At 42.0% G+C, this 22,174-nt stretch carries 22 protein-coding genes; 5 read left to right on the plus strand and 17 right to left on the minus strand.

Annotated features, from left to right (window positions below; genetic code table 11):
* Positions 1-44: 44 nt before the first annotated feature.
* The 11 genes from DLM75_RS10970 to DLM75_RS11020 all read right to left on the minus strand — a co-directional run bounded on the left by DLM75_RS10970 (position 45) and on the right by DLM75_RS11020 (position 11,014).
* Entirely contained in the window at positions 45-926 is an 882-nt protein-coding gene (locus DLM75_RS10970) for an SDR family oxidoreductase (protein WP_118968519.1), read from the minus strand.
* The gene (locus tag DLM75_RS10975; protein WP_118968520.1) at positions 923-2,704 is read right to left on the minus strand and encodes an ABC transporter ATP-binding protein; all 1,782 of its coding nucleotides are present in this window, start codon (positions 2,702-2,704) and stop codon (positions 923-925) included. The genes DLM75_RS10970 and DLM75_RS10975 overlap by 4 nt, the downstream gene beginning before the upstream one ends.
* Before the next feature lie 68 nt (positions 2,705-2,772).
* A complete protein-coding gene (locus DLM75_RS10980; RefSeq protein WP_118968521.1) occupies positions 2,773-3,708 on the minus strand; it encodes a GDP-L-fucose synthase family protein in 936 nt (311 codons plus the stop codon).
* Between the two features lie 134 nt (positions 3,709-3,842).
* Positions 3,843-4,535 (minus strand): acylneuraminate cytidylyltransferase family protein, encoded by a 693-nt coding sequence (locus tag DLM75_RS10985; RefSeq protein WP_118968522.1) that lies wholly within the window; start codon positions 4,533-4,535, stop codon positions 3,843-3,845.
* Positions 4,532-5,581 carry a nucleotidyltransferase family protein gene (locus DLM75_RS10990; protein WP_118968523.1) on the minus strand — a complete coding sequence of 350 codons (1,050 nt, stop codon included), beginning with the start codon at positions 5,579-5,581 and terminating at the stop codon, positions 4,532-4,534. Before DLM75_RS10990 ends, DLM75_RS10985 begins: the two co-directional genes overlap by 4 nt.
* Before the next feature lie 66 nt (positions 5,582-5,647).
* Positions 5,648-6,808 (minus strand): UDP-N-acetylglucosamine 2-epimerase, encoded by a 1,161-nt coding sequence (gene neuC / locus DLM75_RS10995; RefSeq protein WP_118968524.1) that lies wholly within the window; start codon positions 6,806-6,808, stop codon positions 5,648-5,650.
* On the minus strand, positions 6,805-7,806 hold the full coding sequence (gene neuB, locus DLM75_RS11000; protein WP_118968614.1) for an N-acetylneuraminate synthase: 1,002 nt from the start codon (positions 7,804-7,806) through the stop codon (positions 6,805-6,807). The genes neuC and neuB overlap by 4 nt, the downstream gene beginning before the upstream one ends.
* 5 nt (positions 7,807-7,811) lie before the next feature.
* Positions 7,812-8,432, minus strand: coding sequence for an acetyltransferase (locus DLM75_RS11005; RefSeq protein ID WP_118968525.1), 621 nt, complete (start codon positions 8,430-8,432; stop codon positions 7,812-7,814).
* Positions 8,429-9,613, minus strand: a complete 1,185-nt coding sequence (locus tag DLM75_RS11010) for a LegC family aminotransferase (RefSeq protein WP_118968526.1) — start codon at positions 9,611-9,613, stop codon at positions 8,429-8,431. The genes DLM75_RS11005 and DLM75_RS11010 overlap by 4 nt, the downstream gene beginning before the upstream one ends.
* Positions 9,613-10,611 (minus strand): NAD-dependent 4,6-dehydratase LegB, encoded by a 999-nt coding sequence (locus DLM75_RS11015; protein ID WP_118968527.1) that lies wholly within the window; start codon positions 10,609-10,611, stop codon positions 9,613-9,615. Before DLM75_RS11015 ends, DLM75_RS11010 begins: the two co-directional genes overlap by 1 nt.
* A gap of 82 nt (positions 10,612-10,693) precedes the next feature.
* The gene (locus DLM75_RS11020) at positions 10,694-11,014 is read right to left on the minus strand and encodes a MarR family EPS-associated transcriptional regulator (RefSeq protein ID WP_100785494.1); all 321 of its coding nucleotides are present in this window, start codon (positions 11,012-11,014) and stop codon (positions 10,694-10,696) included.
* 687 nt (positions 11,015-11,701) lie between these two features.
* Between DLM75_RS11020 and DLM75_RS11030 the strand changes: the two genes are divergently transcribed.
* Positions 11,702-12,331, plus strand: coding sequence for a hypothetical protein (locus tag DLM75_RS11030; RefSeq protein WP_118968529.1), 630 nt, complete (start codon positions 11,702-11,704; stop codon positions 12,329-12,331).
* A gap of 82 nt (positions 12,332-12,413) precedes the next feature.
* On the opposite strand, the gene DLM75_RS11035 is transcribed toward DLM75_RS11030, so the two are convergent.
* Positions 12,414-13,181: a hypothetical protein gene (locus DLM75_RS11035; protein WP_118968530.1), complete on the minus strand. Its 768-nt coding sequence runs from the start codon at positions 13,179-13,181 to the stop codon at positions 12,414-12,416.
* A gap of 400 nt (positions 13,182-13,581) precedes the next feature.
* Between DLM75_RS11035 and DLM75_RS11040 the strand changes: the two genes are divergently transcribed.
* The 3 genes from DLM75_RS11040 to DLM75_RS11055 all read left to right on the plus strand — a co-directional run bounded on the left by DLM75_RS11040 (position 13,582) and on the right by DLM75_RS11055 (position 15,165).
* Positions 13,582-13,998 carry an Hsp20/alpha crystallin family protein gene (locus tag DLM75_RS11040; protein WP_118968615.1) on the plus strand — a complete coding sequence of 139 codons (417 nt, stop codon included), beginning with the start codon at positions 13,582-13,584 and terminating at the stop codon, positions 13,996-13,998.
* Between the two features lie 24 nt (positions 13,999-14,022).
* On the plus strand, positions 14,023-14,424 hold the full coding sequence (locus tag DLM75_RS11045; RefSeq protein WP_118968531.1) for an Hsp20/alpha crystallin family protein: 402 nt from the start codon (positions 14,023-14,025) through the stop codon (positions 14,422-14,424).
* 390 nt (positions 14,425-14,814) lie between these two features.
* Entirely contained in the window at positions 14,815-15,165 is a 351-nt protein-coding gene (locus tag DLM75_RS11055) for a DMT family protein (protein WP_118968533.1), read from the plus strand.
* An 854-nt stretch (positions 15,166-16,019) separates the two neighbouring features.
* Here DLM75_RS11055 and DLM75_RS11060 read toward each other — a convergent pair.
* From DLM75_RS11060 to DLM75_RS11070, 4 genes are read right to left on the minus strand one after another with little or no spacing between them, the layout of a single operon-like run.
* Positions 16,020-16,610, minus strand: a complete 591-nt coding sequence (locus DLM75_RS11060; RefSeq protein ID WP_118968534.1) for an SCO family protein — start codon at positions 16,608-16,610, stop codon at positions 16,020-16,022.
* 49 nt (positions 16,611-16,659) lie between these two features.
* Complete coding sequence (locus DLM75_RS11065) at positions 16,660-17,679, minus strand: multicopper oxidase domain-containing protein (protein WP_174715083.1); 1,020 nt, start codon at positions 17,677-17,679, stop codon at positions 16,660-16,662.
* Positions 17,680-17,685: 6 nt separating this feature from the next.
* Positions 17,686-18,000 carry a PLDc N-terminal domain-containing protein gene (locus DLM75_RS24545; protein WP_118981886.1) on the minus strand — a complete coding sequence of 105 codons (315 nt, stop codon included), beginning with the start codon at positions 17,998-18,000 and terminating at the stop codon, positions 17,686-17,688.
* Positions 18,001-18,040: 40 nt separating this feature from the next.
* Entirely contained in the window at positions 18,041-20,062 is a 2,022-nt protein-coding gene (locus tag DLM75_RS11070) for a right-handed parallel beta-helix repeat-containing protein (protein WP_118968535.1), read from the minus strand.
* 295 nt (positions 20,063-20,357) lie between these two features.
* On the opposite strand from DLM75_RS11070, the gene DLM75_RS11075 reads away from it, so the two are divergent.
* Positions 20,358-21,641: a sensor histidine kinase gene (locus DLM75_RS11075; protein ID WP_118968536.1), complete on the plus strand. Its 1,284-nt coding sequence runs from the start codon at positions 20,358-20,360 to the stop codon at positions 21,639-21,641.
* 57 nt (positions 21,642-21,698) lie between these two features.
* Here DLM75_RS11075 and DLM75_RS11080 read toward each other — a convergent pair whose 3' ends face one another.
* Positions 21,699-21,950, minus strand: coding sequence for an LIC_11321 family protein (locus tag DLM75_RS11080; RefSeq protein ID WP_118968537.1), 252 nt, complete (start codon positions 21,948-21,950; stop codon positions 21,699-21,701).
* Positions 21,951-22,174: the final 224 nt, after the last annotated feature.

The following is a 22,174-nucleotide window of genomic DNA, read 5'->3' on the forward strand; positions in this document are numbered from 1 at the left end:
ACCTTACTCGTTTATGAATGGAAAAACTAAAAAGAATACGAAGATTAACCGCGAATACTAAAAAGACTTTGGTCCAAGGAAGGCATTTTTTTCTGTAATGCTCTCTCGATTTTTTCTACACTTAGGGACATATCCATGGGTCTTTTTGCAACAAGGTTTGCATTCTTATATGGAATTGGATGAATCAATTCTTGTGAAAGTCCGAAAACTTTGGCTAACTTGAATGCAAACTCAAATTTTGAAATCCTATCTCGACCTACTATGTGATAAATTCCGAAAAGGTTCTTCTCAATTGAATCCAGAAGAAGTTCAGCTAAAAGAGGGATCGAAATTGGAGTAAAATAAACATCCTGAAAAGCGTTCAGAACATTGCCGGTTTCTAAAGTTCCGACAATCCAATCTGAAAATGATTTTCTCCATGGGAGCCCGACCCCAAAAAAATTAGTTCGAACAATCAAAGCATCCGGGTTCCTTTTCTGGACTGCTACTTCAGCGTTCCATTTCGTTCTTCCGTATACATTTAAGGGAGACACTGGAGTGTCTTCCGTTACGTTCGCGATCGAACCATCCCAAAGATGATCTGTTGAAATATGTATCATCTTTATTGAAAGAGTGCGAGAAAGTTCGGCAATAAGTCCGCTCGTTTCCACGTGAATACGAGTAGCCAAAACCTCATTTTTCTCACATTCATCCACGTTAGTCAAACCGGCACAATGAAGAATATATTTTGGTTTTACCGATTCCACAATTTTCGTAAAGTTTGCATGATCATTTAGATCGCATTGTATTTCAGTGATTCCTAAAATTTGGATCGAATGTCCGTATGAAATGCCAGTGACTTTAAAATTCCTTTCCTTAAAAAAAGAACAAAGATAGTGACCCAAAAGACCGCTTGCGCCGGTGATTAAAACAGATTCATCTTTCATTGTGTAGGAGCAGATTGATACAGTTCCGCAAAAGTCCCCTTTCTATAGATACTCCCGTTTTTCAGTTCAACAATCAGATCGCAATTTTGAACCGTAGTCAATCTATGCGCGATCATTAGAATCGTTAGATCCTTTCTAAGCCCGTCGATAGAATCCATCACTGCCTTTTCTGTTTCCGAATCGAGAGCACTTGTAGCTTCATCAAAAACGATAACCGAGGAATTTTTGTAAAGTGCTCGAGCAATCCCGATTCGCTGTCGCTGTCCGCCGGAAAGTCGAATTCCCCGCTCGCCAACAAATGACAAATAACCTTCCTTTAAGGTTTCAATATGATCAGCGATTTGAGCTTGTTCTGCCGCAAGTTTAACCTTCTCCATATCAATATCCTTTAAGGGGATACCGAATGCTATATTTTCCGCGATGCTTGTATCCGCTAAAAAAATGCTCTGCGGAACATGAGCGATATTCGCTTGCCAGGAACGAGTTAATTCGGATTGAATGATTCGCCCGTCCACTGATATAAAACCTGCGTTCGGTTCGAGTAATCCCATAAAAATATCTAAGAAGGTACTCTTACCGCTTCCCGTATGACCCACGATCCCAATTCTCTGTCCTTTCAGAATTTCAAGATTTATTTCTTTCAGAGCCAATGATCCATTCTCTTCATAACGAAATTCTAAATCTTTAATCAATATCGATTTTGAAAATGGCAATGGGTTCGGTTTCGGTAAAAAAGCGTAATCCGGAAGTTTTTGATCTAATAAATCCAATACGTCGGTCAAAAGGCTCTTACTACTTCTCAAACTGGTCCAGGATTGATAACCAAGCTGAACGACCGGTAACAATCTTTGCGCCCCAAGAGCCATCGAGCCCAAAAAAGGGAGTGCGCCCGAAATACCATTTTCTGAACGAAACAAAAAGCAGGCAAACGCCGCGATAAGAACCATCCCTAACGCTTCCATTAAGAACCGAGGACCATACGCGGTAAAGTTATTGTCTGCATATGCTTTTCTTAATTTTTGTTCCGAACTTTGATAGAGATCACAATAGGCTTGTTGATTTCCTTCAATCAAGACATCTCGAATTCCACCTAGACCTTCTTGCAGTATCTTAACAACTTTCGAATATTCTTCCGATAATACTTTACCGTTTTTAACAAGCCTGTCTTTCGCAGTATAACCGATTATGGCATAAATGAATCCCATTCCAATAAACGCGGAAATGGAGACCAATGGATCGAAAGCAATCAAAGTAATTAAAATGGAAACAAGAATGAATAATCCGCTGATAATATTTACTACCGGAAGAATTGTATAAGAAACCAACCCGTTCGCTTTTCCTAATATTCCACTAATAACTTCACTACTGTTTCGTTGAGCATGAGCAATATATGGCTGAAACAGCGTTTTATGATATACGCTGATGCTCAAATCAGCGCCAGTAGCATACGACAAACGGGTACTAACCCATAGCAAAATTAGACGAGTACCCCCTGCTACGATCGCCGCAAACGCAAAAATTCCGGTTACAGGTAGGACTAAATCCTCAGGTTTTTGAAGATGAAAGTACTTCGCGACCGCTTGAACCGAAGCCAATTGAAAGATTTGTCCAGGTGAAGTCAAAATTCCTAAAAAAGGAATAATAGCTCCAATGCTCATCACTTCCGCAAACGAGGCAAAAACGACTAACGCAAGTAAAAATGCGTATTGCTTATGCCGACGCGGAGTCAAGTGTTGCCAAAGTCTGAACAATAGGATTTTTAGATTTTCATTCTTCATTCAATTTAGATAAAATCAAGTTTTTAAATATCGTCGCAAGTAATATTATAATTTATAAATATGATCGCCTACTTCCTAACGTTTCCGCTCAAAAAATCAGCATAAGCAACTTTAATTCCTTCACTTAAGGATGTTTTAGCTCTCCAACCTAGCGAATGCAACTTTGTTGAATCCAAAAGCTTACGCGGAGTACCATCCGGCTTAGAAGAGTCCAAGACGATCTCTCCAGCAAAACCAACCACCTCTTTTACGATTTCGGCTAACTCGCGAATACTGACCTCTTCCCCGCTACCAACATTAATGGTTTCATCTGCAAAGTAGTGATTCATAAGAAAGACACAAGCATCGGCCAAATCATCGACAAACAAGAATTCCCGAAGTGGGGTACCGGTGCCCCACATGACGACGTCTTTATTTTCTGCTACCTTTGCTTCATGGAAACGCCGAATTAAAGCAGGCAAAACATGAGAATTCATTGCATTATAGCTATCCCCAATTCCATATAAATTCGTAGGCATTGCAGAGATAAACTGAGTGTGAAACTGTTTGTTATAAAATTCGCACATTTTTACACCGGCAATCTTAGCGATCGCATAGGCCTCATTGGTTGGCTCCAAGAGACCTGTTAGCAAAGAGTCTTCGCGAATCGGCTGTTCCGCATACTTAGGATAAATACATGAGGAACCGAGAAACAGAAGTTTTTTTACTCGATAGACGTAAGAAGAATGAATCAAGTTGTTTTGAATTTGAAGGTTATTATAGATAAAGTCAGCGGGATAGGTATTATTGGCATAAATACCTCCAACCTTGGCCGCAGCAATGAAAACGTAATCCGGTCTATATCCTTTATAGAACTTTTCTACTTCTTCTTGGCGAAGAAGATTCAACTCTTCCGAGCTATGCCCTACGATATTTTCAAAACCTTTTTCAAGGAGAACTCGCTTGATAGCGGAACCGACCATTCCATAGATACCCGCGATGTAAATCTTACTATTTTTTTCCATTTTATCTGATCGTTCTTCGTTCGTTGTTGAGAATAAAAAAAAATCTGTAAATCAAAGACCTTATCCAATTTGAAATAAATCAAATTAAATAGACTCTTTAACAGACAACGTAAATTTCGAATGTAGTTACGATATCAATACTTATGATCTTTTTTTTGTAACAAATATTCCGCAAATTCAAAGTCAGCCTCGGTATCGATATCGATAGATCTGCGTTGAGGCATTTCATAAGCCACGGTATCGCCGTGAAGAAAAGCTCTACGTTGTAGGAACGTGTCCACTCTAGAAATATAAATCGCGCCGTTAAGAGAATAAACTTTTGGTAGATCCTGTCTTCTTTTTGCTATAGGTAAGTCGATGACAGGCCTCAATTTAGAATTTTCTAAATTAAACATCCAGTAAGGACTTTCCTCCGCCTCACTAACGGAAACGCAGGCATTTGTTTTTTTTTCTATGCAGAGCTCAAGAGCGTTATCGATATCGGATGCCGATCGAAAAGGTGACGTCGGTTGTAAGAGAACAATCCAATCATATCCCGGACATTTTTCCAATGCGTCTACTACAACTTCCAAACTCGAGGCAGAATCGCTTGCCAAATGCTCATCTCTTATGAACGGGGTTTCACAAGAAAAGCGTACTGCCACCGAAATGATTGCTTCATCATCGGTCGATAGAATCAGACGATCGAGGTATTTGGATTCTTTTGCACTCTCGATCGTCCATGCGATTAATGGTTTACCGCTCAGAGTACGAATGTTTTTACCAGGAACCCCCTTGGATCCCCCTCTGGCGGTAATCAGTCCTAAAACTGTTTGACCTGAGATCAACGGGTATGATTCCCCCACTCCTTCTGAGCTCTTTCAAATTCTTCCAATCTACCGATATCCAACCAATACTCTTTCAAAAGATAGGCAGACGTTTTTCTTTTCAATGAAATCAATTTTTCAAACAATGTAGGCATGTCAAAAAAAGTATTCTTGGGAATCAGCTCGATAGTGTCCGGAGATAGTACATAGATCCCAGCATTGACATGAAATTTATGAATCGGTTTTTCTTCAATACTTAGAATTTCTTGATTTTCGACGTTTACCACTCCGTAAGGAACCTGAAAATCATATTCTCTTACTGACATAGTCGCAGATGATTTTTCTTGTTCATGAAATTTTAAAAGAGAATAAAAATTAGCCCGTGTTAGCAAGTCTCCATTCATGACAACGAGTGGAAATTCATGTTTGATCGGAATGGAAGCCAGCGCTCCGGCGGTACCCAAACTTTTATCCTCATCCAAATATTCGATACGGACTTTCCATTTGTCACCGTTTCCAAAATAGTCTCGAATCATATCTGCCTTATAATTCACAGAAATATAAAATTTTCTAAACCCTTGTTCCGAAAAACCGTTCAAGATACTTTCTAGAATTGGCTTCCCACCAACGGATAACAATGGTTTTGGAATTTGATCGGTAAGAGGACGCAAACGCTTACCAAGTCCCCCTGCCATAAGAACGACCCAATTGGGTCGTTCAACGGCTCCGATCAATTCATCTAACGTTACAATCTCTACCAATTTTCCGGCAGGATCTAAAACGGGCAAATGATGTAACATGTACCGTCTCATGATGGAAAGCATTTCCTCACGAGGAGTTTCCGCAAGAACCGTCATTGGTTTCGGATTCATTACTTCTTGAATTTTAATGTCTAATCCGGATCCTTTTAGTATAGCTCTGCGAATGTCACCATCCGTCAAAATTCCTTCCAAAATATTATCTTCGTTCGAAACCAGAATAAGTTGAATTCCGGAGGCGTCCATGTTTCGAATCGCTTCGAGCAAAGTTTGCCCGGAAGAAAGTTTACTATTTTTCCAATTTTCCAATGAAGAAGAACCTATATTTATAAACAGAAAGAAATTAATTAAAAAAAATTAAACGCGAAGAGTATTCTAGAAATTCATATCATAGAATCTTTTTTTTAAAAGATCCTTCCAATCCATTTTTTCTAAAATTTGAATCATTCGGTCGCTTGCTCCACCTAATCCGTAAGGATTGACGATTGATTCCAATTGATTTTGAAAATTTTGGGAATACAATCGAGAAATGGCCGAGAGGATCGATTTTTTTTCCGGTTCACAATCGATTACACTTTCAGCTCTTAAACGTCCTTTTTGCCTGTCTCCAATATTGACCGTTCCTTTAAGAAAAGTAGGTGCCTCCAGAATTCCACTCGAAGAATTTCCGACGACTCCGTCAACTTGTGCTAAAGTTGAAAAATACCTCAATTGGCCTAAGGATGAAAACGAGACCGCATTGGAATTAGAATTAACGAACTCTTCGATCATAGTAAAGATGACACTACTATCTGTGTCAGCATTGGGCATCGTGAAAATGTAATGCACGTCAGAGCGTTCTTTTAATGCATCTAACAATTCTTTCATTTGAACTTTGGATGAAGATTTTTCTAAAGTGACTGGATGAAAGGTAACTAAAAGATTCTTCTCACCGAATTTATAATTAAGAGAGGTTTCAAGTTCGGATCGGGTCATGAGCTTTAAACTACGGATTGCATCCACACCGAATCCACCCACGTTAAATACGTGTTCCGGACTTTCACCCAATTGAATCACTCTTTTTCTATATTCTTCCGTAGCCACAAAATGAAGATGAGACATTTTCGTAATACAATGACGAATCGATTCGTCAAACGCTCCTTCCGTTTTTTCGCCGCCGTGAATATGTGCGATTGGAATTTTAGAAACCATAGCGGAGGAAGCCGCCGCAAAAATTTCATATCGATCACCTAAAAGGATAATTAAATCGGGTTCAAGATCCCTCCAGACATCCGCAAATCCGATCATTCCAAGTCCGATGGATTTAGAAATCGAAGAGGAAGTGTCGGCGCTCATAAGCATTTCCACTTTTTTATCGATAGAAAAACCATCGGACTCGATCTCTTGATATGTGGATCCAAACTCTGGAGAAAGATGCATACCAGTTACGACCAACTGTAACTCCAGATGTTTAGAATCCTGAATTTTTTTTATCAGGAGACGAAGCAAACCATATTCGGCGCGTGTTCCAGTGACGACGGATACTTTTCTTTTCATAATTCGATTAGTTCGTCTTCATCAAAATCTCTTTTCGCCTTTAAACCGATGATCTCATCAAATCGCATAGGAGATATTCCAATTCCAGGTCTCTTGACGGCAAGATTCTCGGATGAAAAAGCTTCACCCTTTTTAATAGCAGAACTTGCTACGATCGATTTACGTGCGATTCCGAGATTCTTTGATTCGCTTAAACTCGGACGTTTGATTCCGTCTCCTAAGGATTGTTCTATGTTTCGTATCGATTGAACCAGCGCCTTCAACTCATCCGGCTCCAGACTCGCTTTGTGATCCGGTCCGGGTAAGGATTTGTCTAAGGTAAAATGTTTTTCTATGACAGACGCCCCCAAAGCGACTGCCGCTATCGAAACCTCAAGACCGGAAGTATGATCGGAGTAACCGACTGAAACTTTAAAACTCTGTCTTATAGTTTCCATCGCGTGTAAATTTACGTCTGAAAACGGTGTCGGATATTCGGTATTACAGTGTAGAGCAGTTAGATCCTCTCTTTTAGAACCGGCTTTCTCTAAAATTAGAATTGCGGATTCGATTTCGCCTAACGTGGCCATTCCGGTGGAAAGTATAATGGGTTTCCCAAAACTTCCTATTTTTTTCAGATATGGATAATTTGTAATTTCACCGGAAGGGATTTTGTACCGGCTCAAATTAAGTTCTTCTAAAAACGCTAGACTCTGAAGATCGAAAGCGGTGGATAAAAATTCGATACTTCTTTTTTTACAATGTTCAATCAAGGAAAAATGATCCTGTTTCGACAACTCCAGCTTTTTTAACATTTCCAATTGAGACTCCGTTGAATCTGTCGTCTCGTTTTGGTAGTCAGCCTTTTTAGCAAACTTCGTTGTTAGTTTCGCCGCCTCGAAAGTTTGAAACTTTACAATATCCACTCCGGCGTCCGTCGCAACGTCGATCAATCTATGTGCAATTTCCATATTGCCATTATGATTTACACCGGCTTCGGCAATGATAAGCGTTTTCATATGTTTCAAGTTAAGATTTTATACGTGGAATGATCGGGAAGATCCCGGAAAACCTTGCTCGACATCGCTACGATACAATTGGAGCCGATACGAACGGTTTCCCTTACTACAGAACCGCTTCCTATAAAAGAAAAATCTCCTACTGAAACCTCACCGTTCAATAGCGCTCCAGTGGAAATATGAGTATGGTTTCCGATTTTTACATCGTGTTCCAATAAAACTCTGGAATTAATGATACAATTGTTTCCGACTTGCACATTCGAGTTTACCATCGAGTGATGCATTATGATGGTACCTTCTCCGATTTTAGAATGTTTGGAAACGTAAGCGATCGGGGAAACAATCAAAGGGATCTCAAAACCCAAACTTTTTAGAAGTTCAAATATTTTCCTCCTCGGTTCCGGGTTTAAAATCTGCCCAACGGTAACAAAGGCATTCTTACACTCTTTTCGAAATCTCCCTAAGTCATTGTCCGTACCGATTACCTCGTAACCCAGAACGGTTTGACCTATCTCTTCCGAAGAAGCAATCAAACCTAAAATAGAAAAACGATCTTCCGATTCGATTACGTCGATGCAGGAACGAGTATGCCCTCCCGCTCCAATCAAAAGAATTTTCTCTTTCATTCGCTTTTGGAAACGAGAAGCCCTGATCCGCTCGGAATATTGATCAGCCTTTTTTCCAAAGAAAGAGCAACGGAAAGATCCATCCGCGGGTATTCGGAAAAAGGGATTAACTTATGCATCAACCCCCAGCAAGGTCGGGTCATAACGCCGTTGTCGTTTGTTACAGTTAAGATCTCGTCTCTTTTATGGGATACGTGATCCGCCAAGACTAAGGTCTGAAGCCAATAATTACTGCGAGTTCCATTTGGTTCCTCGAAAAGAGAAACTTCTTCAATCGAAGAAAAGGAGTCTTTATATTTCAGAAAGAGTTCTCGTTTCAATTTTAAGAATTCCGGCATCTGTTCCAATTGAGCACAACCAAGCGCCGCATTGATATTAGGCATTCTAAAATTATAACCGATTTGATCGTGAACATATTCCCAGCGGTGGGGAACCTTCGCTGTTGTAGTTATATGTTTCGCCCTTTTAGCAAGTTCAGAATTGTCAGTAAGAATCGCTCCGCCTCCGCCCGTAGTAATTGTCTTATTTCCGTTAAAGCTAATCGTTCCAAATAATCCCAAAGTTCCAGTGTGCCTGTCGTGATAATAACTTCCTAAGGATTCGGCCGCGTCCTCAATGAGCTTTAGATGAAATTCTTCTGCAAGCTTTAGGATTCCGTCAAGATCACTCGAGTGACCAAAAGTATGCATAGGAACGATCGCTCGAATAATTCTTCCCGTAGCTTTATTGACGCATTGACTATTTCTAATCTCGGATATAAGAGAAAGATATTCTCGAATCCGTATCGGATCAAGACCGAGAGTGGATTCTTCGCTATCCACAAAGTGAGGAATAGCGCCGCAATAAGTGACCGCGTTCGCTGTCGCTACAAATGTAAGGGAAGGAATCAAAACTTCCTCCCCCGAATTGACACCGGCTAATTTCAGGGCAATATGAAGGGCCGCAGTTCCATTGACGACTGCGATCGCGTGTTTTGCCCCGGTGAATTGAGCAAGCTCCAACTCGAATCGATCGACAAACTTCCCTACAGAAGAAACAAAACTCGTATCGATACATTCCTTTACATATTTCCATTCATTTCCGGAAAACGTAGGTTCATGGAGTGCGACCGGCGAACTTCCGACCACCTTACGAATTGCTTCTACGATCCGATTGGGCAATGTATCGAAATTTTGTTTCATTAAATATTATAAATATCGGTTTTATACTGAGAAAGATTTTTCGGATCGAGAAACCACTCGACGGTTTCACTTAACCCTTTCTGAAACCCTGTCAAACCTCCATAGAGAGGTTCCCAGGCTAAAAGTTTTTTTGCCTTCTCGTTGGATGCCCAGAGTCTTTCTACTTCGCTTTTCTCAGGACGAAGGCGTTGATCATCCGATTCAATCTCAATAGTCGCCTTCATAACTTCAGCGATAGTCTTAACCGTATCTCCAATAGAAATTTCAAAATTACTTCCGATATTAATGACTTCTCCAATCGAAGAATCGGAGTTCAAAGCGGAGATAAAGCCTGAAACCGTATCTTTTACAAAATTAAAATCCCGCGTTGGATGAATCGCGCCTAACTTAATTTTACGTTTTCCATTTGCAATTTGCGTAATGATAGTAGGAATTACTGCTCTAGCCGATTGTCGAGGACCATAGGTATTAAACGGCCTAACTACCGAAACAGGGGTACCAAAAGAGGAATAAAAAGACATCGCAATCTGGTCAGCGCCAATCTTACTAGCTGAATAAGGAGATTGGCCTTGTAGAGGATGATCTTCCGTGATCGGAACAAACCGAGCAGTTCCATAAACTTCGCTTGTAGAGGTATGAACAACTTTAGATATGTTCAGATCTTTTGCGGCTTGGACGACATTCAGAGTACCCTTCACGTTCGTATCGACGTAAGTATCCGGGGAATGGTAAGAGTATGGAATCGCAATCAGAGCCGCAAGATGTAGAACTGCATCGCAACCTTTCATCGCCGTACGAACGCCATTCGGATCTCGAATATCGCCGGAAAAAATTTCAAATTTGCCTTTTACGTCAGATTGACAAGAATCCAACCAACCCCAAGAGTTAAAAGAATTATAAAGAACGAAAGCCTTTACATCGAACCCTTGACGAACAAGAGATTCAGTTAGATGTGACCCGATAAATCCATCGGCACCAGTGATAAGAATTTTTTTCATAAATGATTTTATCTCTTAAATAGAAACTGGAAATTTACAAGACCCTTATGACCGGCGATATAAATTTTTGCCGACTTTTCCATCACTGTTCCTCGACTTCCTTCTTTAACTCTTCGATCTCTTTTTGAATCTGTTCGTATTCTTGCATCTTCACTTTGAGGTAGCGAACGGTAATCCTTGCCTTTTCTTCAAGGCCCATCGGAGTTAAAAAATAGGCGTAGGCCAATTTGTTTTTACTGTTCTTAAAATTTCGCGCTTTGACCCAACCCTTATCCATAAGAGCCTTCAGACAATAGTTCACCTTTCCCAAGCTGATCCCGAGGATTTCGGAGATTTCTCTTTGATTCACTTCCGGGTTTTCTTCAAGGATTCTCAGAAGTTTGTGTCTTAGTGCATCATCCATAAGAGCCGCCAAAAAAGAGGGAAAAGTTCGACAAAACGAAGGTTCGCAAAGGATCTCCGGACGTAGCTTCGCCGGGTCAATCCCAGGATTGGAAAATCTGGTCTCATAAAAAGGTGATATTTACCTCCTGTCAAGAAAATTTGTTCAACTCTTGAACAGACAAAAATTCCGGCTCAAATGAGGAGAATTCCGGGATTCTCCCAAGAATAACGAGAAGGCGAGAATTTAAGAGAAGAGTTTCGCGAAGCGGAGAATTCTTCGAAAAAAAAAACGAAGAGATTCCAGAACCTAACTTCCGCAAGTCGACCCAAACGGTGATGAATCGTCTGCCTTCAAAAACAAGAGAGATCCCATTTCGAACAAAACCTTTCCGTCAAGGAAGAAGAATCAAGAGAAACGTTATGAACGCAACGATCCCCGAAAGACAAAGTGAATGGAGAAAAAGATAAATTCCTTTCATCACCTTCTTCCAAAATCCAAGAAGTCCATTTGATTCCACTTTCCATCTCAGAACAAAGAGAATGAATTTCCTTCATTCATTCTTTCTAAAGAAGAAGTATTGAGTGAAGCGGAAGAAATTATAAGAAGATCATTTTCATCGACGATTCAGTTTTTTCTTGCATTAAGAATTCTTCGAGCAAAGTATATCCAATTTCTGCCCCATAGATTTCAGGAGATTCTAACATTATGGCCGACTCTGCTATTGTCCGCAAACTGGACCTCAGGCTTATCGAAGATGGTATCTTAGATAGCGCCTTCCTAGAAGACTACTCTCTCGTTCACCAAAAACTAAACGAGGAATTTCATAAGACTGGAAGGTCTGCTCAACCGGAAGCGAACTTCGAACTCGGAGAAAAGATTCTCAGAGAATGGTTGCATGGACTTGCCCGTCAAGGCGCCTCTCAAGACAAACTCACGAGCTATCTCCGATGCGGGCTGGCTCATCTTTCTTACGATTTTATCGAATCTTCAAACGAAGGTATGGAAACGAGCGATGTGGATGAGTTGATCGGACGCGCCCTTGTTTCTTTTAAGAATCGGGATTTTGAAAAGACATTCTTCCGTGCCAATGTGGAAGACAAGGTCGTCGTCAAAAAAGCGTCTGCAAAGAAAGCGGCCACAAAAAAAGCCGCGAAGAAGAAAGTCGCCAAGAAGAAGGCTTCTAAAAAGAAAGCGGTAGCGAAGAAGAAAAAAACCGCAAAGAAAAAGGCCTCCCCCAAAAAGAAAGCGGCAAAGAAGAAGGTAACTCGCAAGTCCGCCCCAAAGAAAAAAGCCGCGAAAAAGAAAACGCTTAAGAAAAAAGCAAAAAAGAGATAACCAAGTTTCGGTTTATCATTTCGCTTTCAAATTCCTTGAAGCCGCCGTCTTCGATCCAAAAACGGCTTCAAGGAAATTTCGATCAACTTCCCTTTTCGATCCTCACTCGACTTAATTTTTCTCGAGCCTCCAGTTGCGTTGTGTATTGTGTGATCGCTTCCGCGAGCATCGGCGAGGACATTCCGTAATTTGAAGTCAGAATCATAAAATGAGCTCCAACCCACGCTTCACTGGAAAGAATCTCCTGGATCGCATTTTTATAGAACTCTTCGGGTTCGGTTTTGATTAGGTCGAATGATCGGAGCGTGAGAAAGACTGCCGCATTGCTATTGAATTCACCTGCTCTCGCCTCCGCAATTTCGTCCCAAGGGAGAAAGACCGTCCACTTCTTCCTTCCGATACGAAACCCGTCAGAATCAAAGCGAAGAAACCCCGAAGGGATTTTTCCAAGTGCAACCAGAACGGCTAAGAAGAATCCGGAACCTGCGATAAAATACGAAATCAATCTGATTAAGAATGGATCATTGCCTCCAAAAACGATCAGAATCGAACCGAGAAAAATCAACAAACAAGCCATCACCCAAATTCGCGCTCGAGAAGGCTGAATGTCCACGCCTCCGACGACGTCAATGGAAAGGCTTTGAAATTGACTCTCACGCATTTTCCGAAGGATCGTCGCGAGAAACGTTCCAAAGCAAACTCCGAAGAACGCGATCGTGACAATTCCTAAGTTCCCATTCTTCGGAAGAATAAAAACTCCGATTATAACAAATATCAGTGAGATTCCTGTCAAAACCCAATCCTTTCTCTGCGGTTTGAGATCGTGATAGGCGGATTTCATTGGATTCATCCGTGCAAACTCCTTGGCTAATAAGTTACTTCGATTCCTCGATTTGTGAAGACATCGAAGTTTAGGCGATCTCCGAAATCTTGACGTTTAAAGTTGTGTGTCAATATTTCGGAAACGAATCTACCCGGAGAAACAACTTATTTCGTAAGAGTTCCCACATATTTTCCGAAGTCCGTTTCCATTTGGTTAAGAGCTACGAATCAAAACATCCACGGGTTTTAACTTTAGGCATTTCGAACCCCGTTTTAGAGGATCTTTCGAAGAGAATTCGTTCCCAGTTCCCTCAGCAACAACCTGGCACTCAATAAAAAAGAGTGCTAATTTTTAAATTTTTTTCTTGAACTTTTTTTCAGTTTTGGCACTCTAAGTTTCAGATTGCCAAAAAGAGGAAAGTAAGATGATTCACGAATTTAGAATGATTGAAGACCTACATAAACTCCAAAATCAGTTTTCGAGCCTCTGGGACCCGTTCCTGTCCGCGGGAGGAAGCGCGTATCCTTCCTTAAACGTTCACAAAGGAAGTGAATCGGTGACAATTACCGCTCTGATCCCAGGAATTACTCCGGACTCGCTCGATATCACGGTAAGCGGAAACCAGCTTCGGCTCAGTGGAGAAGCCCCAACTTTTGCACCGAAGACGAATTTTGGAGCAAATCGTGTGGAACGATTTCAAGGAAAGTTTCAGAGAACTCTCGAACTCCCGACAGAAGTCGATCCCGAAAAAACAACGGCAGAATTTAAGAATGGAATTTTGGTTCTGACTCTTCCGATCCGAGAGAGCGTTAAACCTCGTAAGATCCAAATTCAGACCAACTAAATCTAAGTCGAAGGAGAAGCAAAGATGACCAACGCAGTGCTCAATAAGGAAACCGTAAAACACGAACATCCCACTTCCCAAGAAGTGAAAAAAGAAAAAGTAAGAATCCTGACTCCGAGAGTGGACGTTTATTCAGACGAAGAGAACATCTATCTCTTAGCCGACCTTCCCGGAGTGGAAGAAAAGGACGTTCAGGTTCAAATGGAAAAGGACCAGCTCACGATTTCCGGAAAAACCGTAGAAAGAAGCATTCCCGGAGAACTCCGTTATTCCGAATACAGAACCGGAGAATACAAAAGATCCTTCACGGTTACGGAAGCCGTTGAGGAAGATAAAATTTCCGCGGTCTATAAGAATGGAGTGTTAAGCCTGACTCTTCCGAAAAGAAAACCTCAGGTTAAAAAAATAGAAGTTCGCTCCGAGTGATTTTTCTTCCCACCGGTTTGGATTCTCTTTTCGGAATCCGCCGGTGGAATCTCGGTCTAAAATAGAATTTCGAAAGCCTCCTCTTCGCAGGGGTTTTGTTATACTACCTGAAGTCTAATACCCTTTTACACCCCGGAGACGGGGTTTTCTTTTCTAAAAAATCCGTATGAATCCGTTTTTGATTTCCAGAGGTTTTTAAAGTGCATAAGGAAAATTGAATTTTCTCTATCCCTTTGCGAAATCGAAATTGGGAATTTTTTATCGAGAGGACAGATCTAAAAAAAAAGTATTGAAAACTCGGCTCTGTAAAAATTCTATTTGAAAGGATTTCCTTCCTAAGAAGCGGATTTCCGATTGTCACCGCCCTTACAATCGGAAAAACCTATTCTTATGAAAACTTTTTTTCTTCTCCTGTGCTCTAATCTTTTTATGACCTTCGCCTGGTACGGGCATTTGAAATTTTTTCACGGATGGAGTCTCCCTCTCACCATTCTTCTAAGCTGGGGAATTGCGCTCTTCGAATACATTCTTATGGTCCCGGCAAATCGGATCGGATATGGAGAAGAAGGTTACAGCGCCTATCAATTAAAAATCTTACAGGAAGTAATCACGATTTCGATTTTTATCGTCTTTGCCTCCTTGGTCCTAAAAGAAAAAGTAAAGTGGAATCACGTTGTTAGCTTTTTGTTCATCCTGGGAGCGGTCGCCTTCGCCTTCTATGACAAAGCCCCTTCTCAATGAGATGGAGAAGGGAAGCGTTTTTTTAAAGCCGGCATTCAAAGAACCGAGAAAACAATCCAGAAAAACCAATCAAATTTCTGGTGAACTCTGGGAAAACCGTTCGTTCCTAGGCGAGACGAAAGTAAAACTGGCGCAGTTTTGAAATAAAAAAATTCGCAATGGGTCTCAGACGGAATGAATATCCCCTCTCAGAAATAACTACTTTCTCTGATTTCCAAAGACGAATCGAGGATCATCCCCAAAGAAGAATAAGCAAAAGAAAGTCGCTTCTGGCCGAAAGTAGTATTTTCCTGGGCCAAAAAAGGCCGAAAGATCGGCGCGACGATTGCAATTCTCATCTGAAAGGAAAGTAAGAATTTCTAAAGCTTGGCCGGATTCTTGGGAGTCTATGCTTCGTTATCAAGCCCGTCGTTTAGAAATTTTTATGGAATGAAAAGATGAATCAGCGCTCGGTCCGAGGAAATTGACGAAGGAAGGATTGGTGGAGATCGAATTTTAGAATTTCTGACAAACAAGATCTCGCTGAAGTTCTAAAAAAGTATGAGTTCCTACTTTGAACTGAAAATCAAACAAGATCTCACTGAAGTTTTAAGAAAGTATGAGTTCCTACTTTGAACTGTAAATCAAACAAGATCCCGCTGATGTCTTAAAAAAGTATGAGTTCCTACTTTGAACTGTAAATCAAACAAGATCCCCCAGAAGTTTAAAAAAGTATGAGTTCCTACTTTGAACTGTAAATCAAACAAGATCCCGCTGAAGTTCTAAAAAAGTATGAGTTCCTACTTAGATCTGCAAATCAAACAAGATCCCGCTGAAGTCTTAAAAAAGTGTGAGTTCCTACTTTGAACTGCAAATCAAAGAAACCGCCTCACTTCTTTTGCAATCAGCTTTCCTTCCATTCCTCCCGGGAAAGTCGCGAGGATTCTGCTCTTCTCATCAACGATATACAAGAACACGGTGTGGTCCACGGTATAACCACCTTCGACCGACGGATTGCTTACCTTTTTTGAAATCGCCCCAAAGGCACCCTGAAGAGCGTCTAACGTAGGCTTGTCTCCGGTCAATGCGACCAGACTTTGATTTGAAAATTGTTTTACATACTTTGCAAGTAGTTCTGGCGAATCTCTCTCCGGATCAACGCTGATAAAAATCGGAGTCAAATTTTTTCCTTCTTCCCCCAATTCGTTCACCGCCGCGGACATATCCAAGAGAGCTCTCGGGCACATATCCGGGCAATGAGAGAAGCCGAAGTAAACGAGCTTTAGTTTTCCAGGAATGGAACCGAGAAGAATTTCACGATTTTTTGTATCTCTCAGAGAAGCCTTGGACCATTCTTCCACGAAGACAGGTTCGATATTGGAACGACTCTTCCATTCTTTCCAACCAAAAAAACCGAGACCGACTCCGAGAACCAAAACTGCGATAAAAAGAATTTTTTCCTTCAAAACCTTTCTCCTAAGGAATCACAACGAGAATACGTTAGACGTCATCGAATCAAACCGCGACAATCCAACCCATCGCGCCGTTCTCGGCCATCTTCGTCTGGTGAGGATGAAACATATATCTTCCTCTTTTAGGAAGCGTAAACTCTAGGATGACCCTTTCCGTTTGTCCGAGCGTTACGACGTCCGTATGATCGTCCGGATTCAATCTTGTTCCGGTCCGAAAAACGTCGAACGTCTGAGCGTGTAAGTGAAAAGAAGCAACGGGTTCGTACTCGCACATATTCGCGATGTAGAATCGAACCTTCTCACCGACGGGAACCTTGATCGGATAACGATCGTAAAATCCGGCCATCCCGTTCCAAGAATAGATATCATTCTTCCCCTTATCTCCCAAGTCCCATCCGGAAAGAATCAGCATAAACTCGTGAGCCGGCGGACGACCTCCGGGAGGATCTACGATCAGACCACCGTAAAGACCTTTCGCCATATGGCTCGCAAGAGGAGGAACGTGGCAGTGATACGGATGGAATCCGATCGGACCCGCAGTGAGTTTGTATGTTTTTTCTCCACCGGTAACGATCGGTTCCCAACCGTCCTCGTTTGGATCGTGACTTCCATGAAAGTGAATCGAATGAGGATGTTCCGAATCGTTTCTCAGAGTGATCTCCATCTTCTGACCGAGTTTGGCTCGCACGACGGGGCCCGGAACGATTCCGTTAAAAGTCCAAGCCTTTACGACTGTGTTGTGTGCGACCGTCAAAGGCATCTCTACGATGCTCAGGTGTTGTTTGAGAATCGGTCCGTTAGACGCTCCTTGATGATTCTTCAAATCCATCCGAGAAAGAAAAGCGGGATCGATCTGAAAGGGAGGATGTACCATACTCCCATAAGAATTGTTCCCCGGATTTCCCGGAATCGTAGCCTCTTTGTTGACGCCGACGATTCCCGGACGGACCTTACAAAGAATTCCTCCGTTTCCGTCCGAATCTCCGATCGTGCTGAGTCCCGCACCCGCGGCCAATCCCGCGCCGCCGAGTCCGATCCATTTGAGAAACTGCTTTCGATTCAAGATCTTTTAGAATTTGGCAACCGATGTGATCAAAACGATCAACGCCAAAAACCCCACTCCCCCGTAAACGAGGGAATTTTTCAGCCAATTCGGAACCTTGGATCCGCCCGCAATCAAATACGCTCCCGCTCCAACGATCGGAACAAGAAGAATCGCGCCCGTCCAGATGGAGCCCGTTTTCGGATCCACGTCCGCTCTTTTGACGAGGTCTGCAAGCGCGATGGGCGCAAGCAAAGTGTAAAGTATAAACGGAAAGTAATATCCGTAAAAGTTGAAGAGTAAAGCGAAGAAGCCGGGGCCGCCGATGACAGTTTGTTCCATATTTTTTCTCCTATGATAATTTCTGAATATTCTAAACTTATTAACTAATTGTTTTCGTTCCCACACCGTTCATCAAAGAGATTCCCGTGTAGAGAAGTAATAAGAAGAACGCGACGATTCCTCCCCAAACCAAGGTCCTTTTGAACCAAGTCGGGTATTTGTTTCCTCCTCCGAGGAGATAGATCGCTGAACTTAAGATCGGAACCAGAGTAATGGCAACGATCCAAGAAAGTTTTTTCTTTTCATCCAGATCGGAACGATCTTTCAGATCGAAAAGAGACATCGAAGTCCAACAGATATAAATCGCGAACGGGAGTAAAAATCCCAGCCAATGATAGAAGAATGGAAAGAGGCTCACCGGTTTTACAAGGGTGATCGCACCGGTGGTAGGAGCCGGTTTTCTCGGAACCGATTTTAGGATTTCCTCGGCTTCTTTTGGAAGTTGAATTTTATCCACATCCAGATTGAAATCTTCGAATGCTGTCAAAGCCGGTTTTACGGGAGCTGAACTTCCACCGGGTAGATTGAGCTGAGGTCCCGGAATCGGTTGTTCCTTGTAATTTCCCGAAGGGAATCTTCCTCCGGAAGCCTGGACCATCAAACCGAGAGCTCCGAGCATCATGGAAAGATCCCCGCCCATCGGAAGACGAATAAACGAATTACAACCGTTCCATTTTTCCAAGAAAGCCGGAAGTTCCGTTCTATATTCGTTGCCCGAAAAACAATTTCCGGTGCTCATCGGTCCGACAAGTGCCAAGTCCGCTCTTCCGGAATTGTAAACGATATTATCCGTCACAACGTTGTTATGCGAAATCCAAAATTTCTCGTCCAGATTCGGAAGAATTACGATTCCATTATTTTGGTGATCGACAACGACGTTCTTACGAATGATATTCGAAAGACCGCCCGCGATTAGAATTCCATTTCCAAAGGACGGATATTCCAGAGCCGCGATCGGGGCTTTCGGGTTATTGTTGTTATAAACAAGATTTCCGATGATCGTTGTTTCTCTTTCCGGCGGAAGGAGCTCGCGATCCAGAGTATTTGGAGCGAGACCGACGATATTATTCTTCCAGACGGAACTGATAAGATAAAGCTCCCCACCCGAGTTGGTTCCGGAATAACCGAGAGCGTTGTGTTCCGAAACGACGTCGTAGAGAATCGCCTTACAAGGATAACACTGTCCGATATAAATTCCGGAATCGGGAGAACCGGAAGCGTAACTGTGTTCGATGACTCCATTCATGGAATCAAACGCGTAGATTCCATAGTCTCCGTTGTTATGCGCGGTCAGGTAAGAACCGCGAAAACCTTTTACACCGGTCCAATAGAAACCGTTCAGGGTTGCATTTCTTGCGGTCATGTTTTCGATCACGACCCCGTCCGCCGCGACCACCATGATACCGTTTCCTCTCTGAAACTGACCGTCGATAATCACTTTGTTTCGATTGGTTCCGCGGATCGTGATCGAAGGAGTCGTCACGGTGATTTCTTCAAAATAAACTCCATCGCTGATCAAAACGAGATCACCGGGAGCCGCGGCGTCCACAGCATTTTGGATCGTTGGATATTGAGAAGGCACCTTACGGATTGTTCCCGAAAACTTGTCCACATTCTTCCAGGATTTTCCCGCTTTTGCCGCGGGATTGTAAGGAACATCACCGACGACAACGTCTCCGACCATTCCGCTCTTCCCATCCGGGGTTGCGTGAAAAGAACAGAAGTAGGCAAACACACCTTCCTTGGGAAAGGTTACTTTTGTTTTTGTTCCTCTAGGCATAGCGATATTGCCGAAGGTTTTTTCCGTGGACCAATTCTTATCCACTGCGATCGCGTTGTGCGGATTGTTTCCCGAGTTCACGAACTCAACGATTCCTCCGACAGGAATTCTCTGCATAGGAGGAGAAAAGGAGTTATCGATCATAAGAACATGAGCGAAACCCTCGATCTCATCCTTTTTCTCGCCGGAACAAGCCGAAACGAAAATCCCAAACAGAACTCCTACAAGAAGGAGAATGAAGAGAGAGAGAACTTTTTTGATTTCGAAACCTGGTTTTTTCATTTTTGATTGAACCCCCGGGTTTTCCGGAATTTTATTGTATACTTATACTGAAGTTTGATAGGAATTGGAATGCTCATTTGTAGCCCTATTCTTCGTGGTTGCAAAGAAAAAAATAGACCATTCGCAATCTATAATTGGCTTCGAAACCTACCTTCAGAATAATGAGCATTTGCTCACATATTTATTTAAAACTCAAGACAAAAATTTGATGAGAGAAATTTTTCCAGAATTATATTCGAACACTCGTTATCTTTCTAAGAGAAGAACGGGGATTGTTTAGGGATCGATTGGACAGATGAGCCTAACTTCCAACATTCAAGAATTATTTCGAGTTCATTCTCCCAATTCTACGCACCCGAACGCTTGGAAACGAAATATCATTCACATTCTTCTGATCGTATCTTCGATATTCGGACTGATCGTCTACATCCCGAGCGTTTATCTTGCGGCAAAACAAGGCTTGGGAGAAGTCGTGATCGTCGACACGCTCGCGCTCCTTTTGATTTGGTTTCTCCTTTTACTTCCGAACCGTTATTATAAATCCAAGTCCTACTTTCTTCTCGCGCTCGTTTCCCTGATGGCCGCTCTGCTTTATACGAAGATCGGACTTGCCGGCGCGGGAATTCTTTGGTTCTTTTTGATTCCTGTTTTTTGCGGAATCTTTCTCAATCCGACTCTTGCATTTTGGGGATGGGTGATTTCTACGTTTGCGGTTTTCGGAGGAGCTCTTCTCGCTCATTATAGAATCTGGATCGGAAACGAAACTCCGTTTCAGATTTTGGTCGTAGGCGCTAACTTTTCCTTTCTTTGCGGAATTATCACTTTTTCCGTGATCGCAATTCTAAGAGGACTTGCGCTGAGTATTCGAAAACAAAAACAACTCATTCTACTTCATAGAAAAACGAACACGGAACTTCAAAACGAAATCGCGATTCGATTGGAAGCCGAAGCGAAATTAACGGAGTCTCTGAACGACAAAGAAACTCTTTTCCGAGAGATTCAACATCGAGTCAAAAACAATACTCAGCTGATTCTTTCGATGATGGCTTTGGAGCAAGAGAAAACAAAATCGGAACCGGCCAAAAAAGCGATCTCTTCGGCGATGAATCGAATTCATTCCATGGCAATGGTTCAGGATTATCTTTTTTTTAAGGACTCGTATAAGGTCATACACGCAAAAGACTATCTCAATTCTTTGGTTCGTCATCTGTTTCTTTCCTACGGTCCGAGCGATGGAAGAATTCAATCCACTTGTGAAATTGAGGAAATCTATCTTCCGATGGAAAAAGCGATACCTTGCGGACTGATTATCAACGAACTTTTATCCAATTCGTTTAAACACGCGTTTCCGGAAAGTGCAAAAGGTACAGTTTCCGTAATATTCCAAAAATCGCATTCCGGATTTTTGACTCTGGAAGTGGCGGACAATGGAGTCGGAAACGCTTCCGAGGAAAAGATATCCTCCGAAAGTTCTTCTCTCGGAATGAGTCTCATCGAAGCGCTTTGTCAACAACTCCGGGGAGAATTGGAAGTGGAAAAGAAGAACGGTTTTCTTGTAAGAGTTCGTTTTTTTCCCTAAGAACGATCCAAATCAAAAAAAAAAAAACGTTTTCGATTGAAGAATCCAAAAACGGAACTACTCGGGAAACGACTCAAAACAAAGAGTCCTTTCTTTTAGAAAAGAATGAAACTGCTTGTGAGAAGCACATTCTTCTTCCGTTGCGACAAAATAGTCGTAACCGCCTCCGACCGTTTTGATTCTACAACAACCTGATACCGGAGTTTTGTTCGTAGGATCCGCACCCTTCTCCGATTTCTTTTTTTCTTCCTTCGCGAACAAAAGACCGGAGACAAAAATAAGTATTAAAACCAACTTCCATACATTCATCGTTATTTCCTTTCGAGGTTTCTTCTCTTTTTTCGGTTCGAAATACCAGAAGAAACAATGTCTTTTCTCTTTCCGTTTTGTAAGATTGCATTTTATTAATCCAAATCTTCATTCCTATTGTTTTTTCTAAGAAAACAAACGATTCGTAAAGAAATTTTCGAAGAATTTTTCTTCTCCATCTAGAGATCGTTTTTTCAAACGGAATCACAAATTCGAATCCAATG

Origin of the sequence: Leptospira stimsonii (assembly GCF_003545885.1) — a bacterium.
In the GTDB taxonomy this organism is placed as follows: domain Bacteria; phylum Spirochaetota; class Leptospiria; order Leptospirales; family Leptospiraceae; genus Leptospira; species Leptospira stimsonii.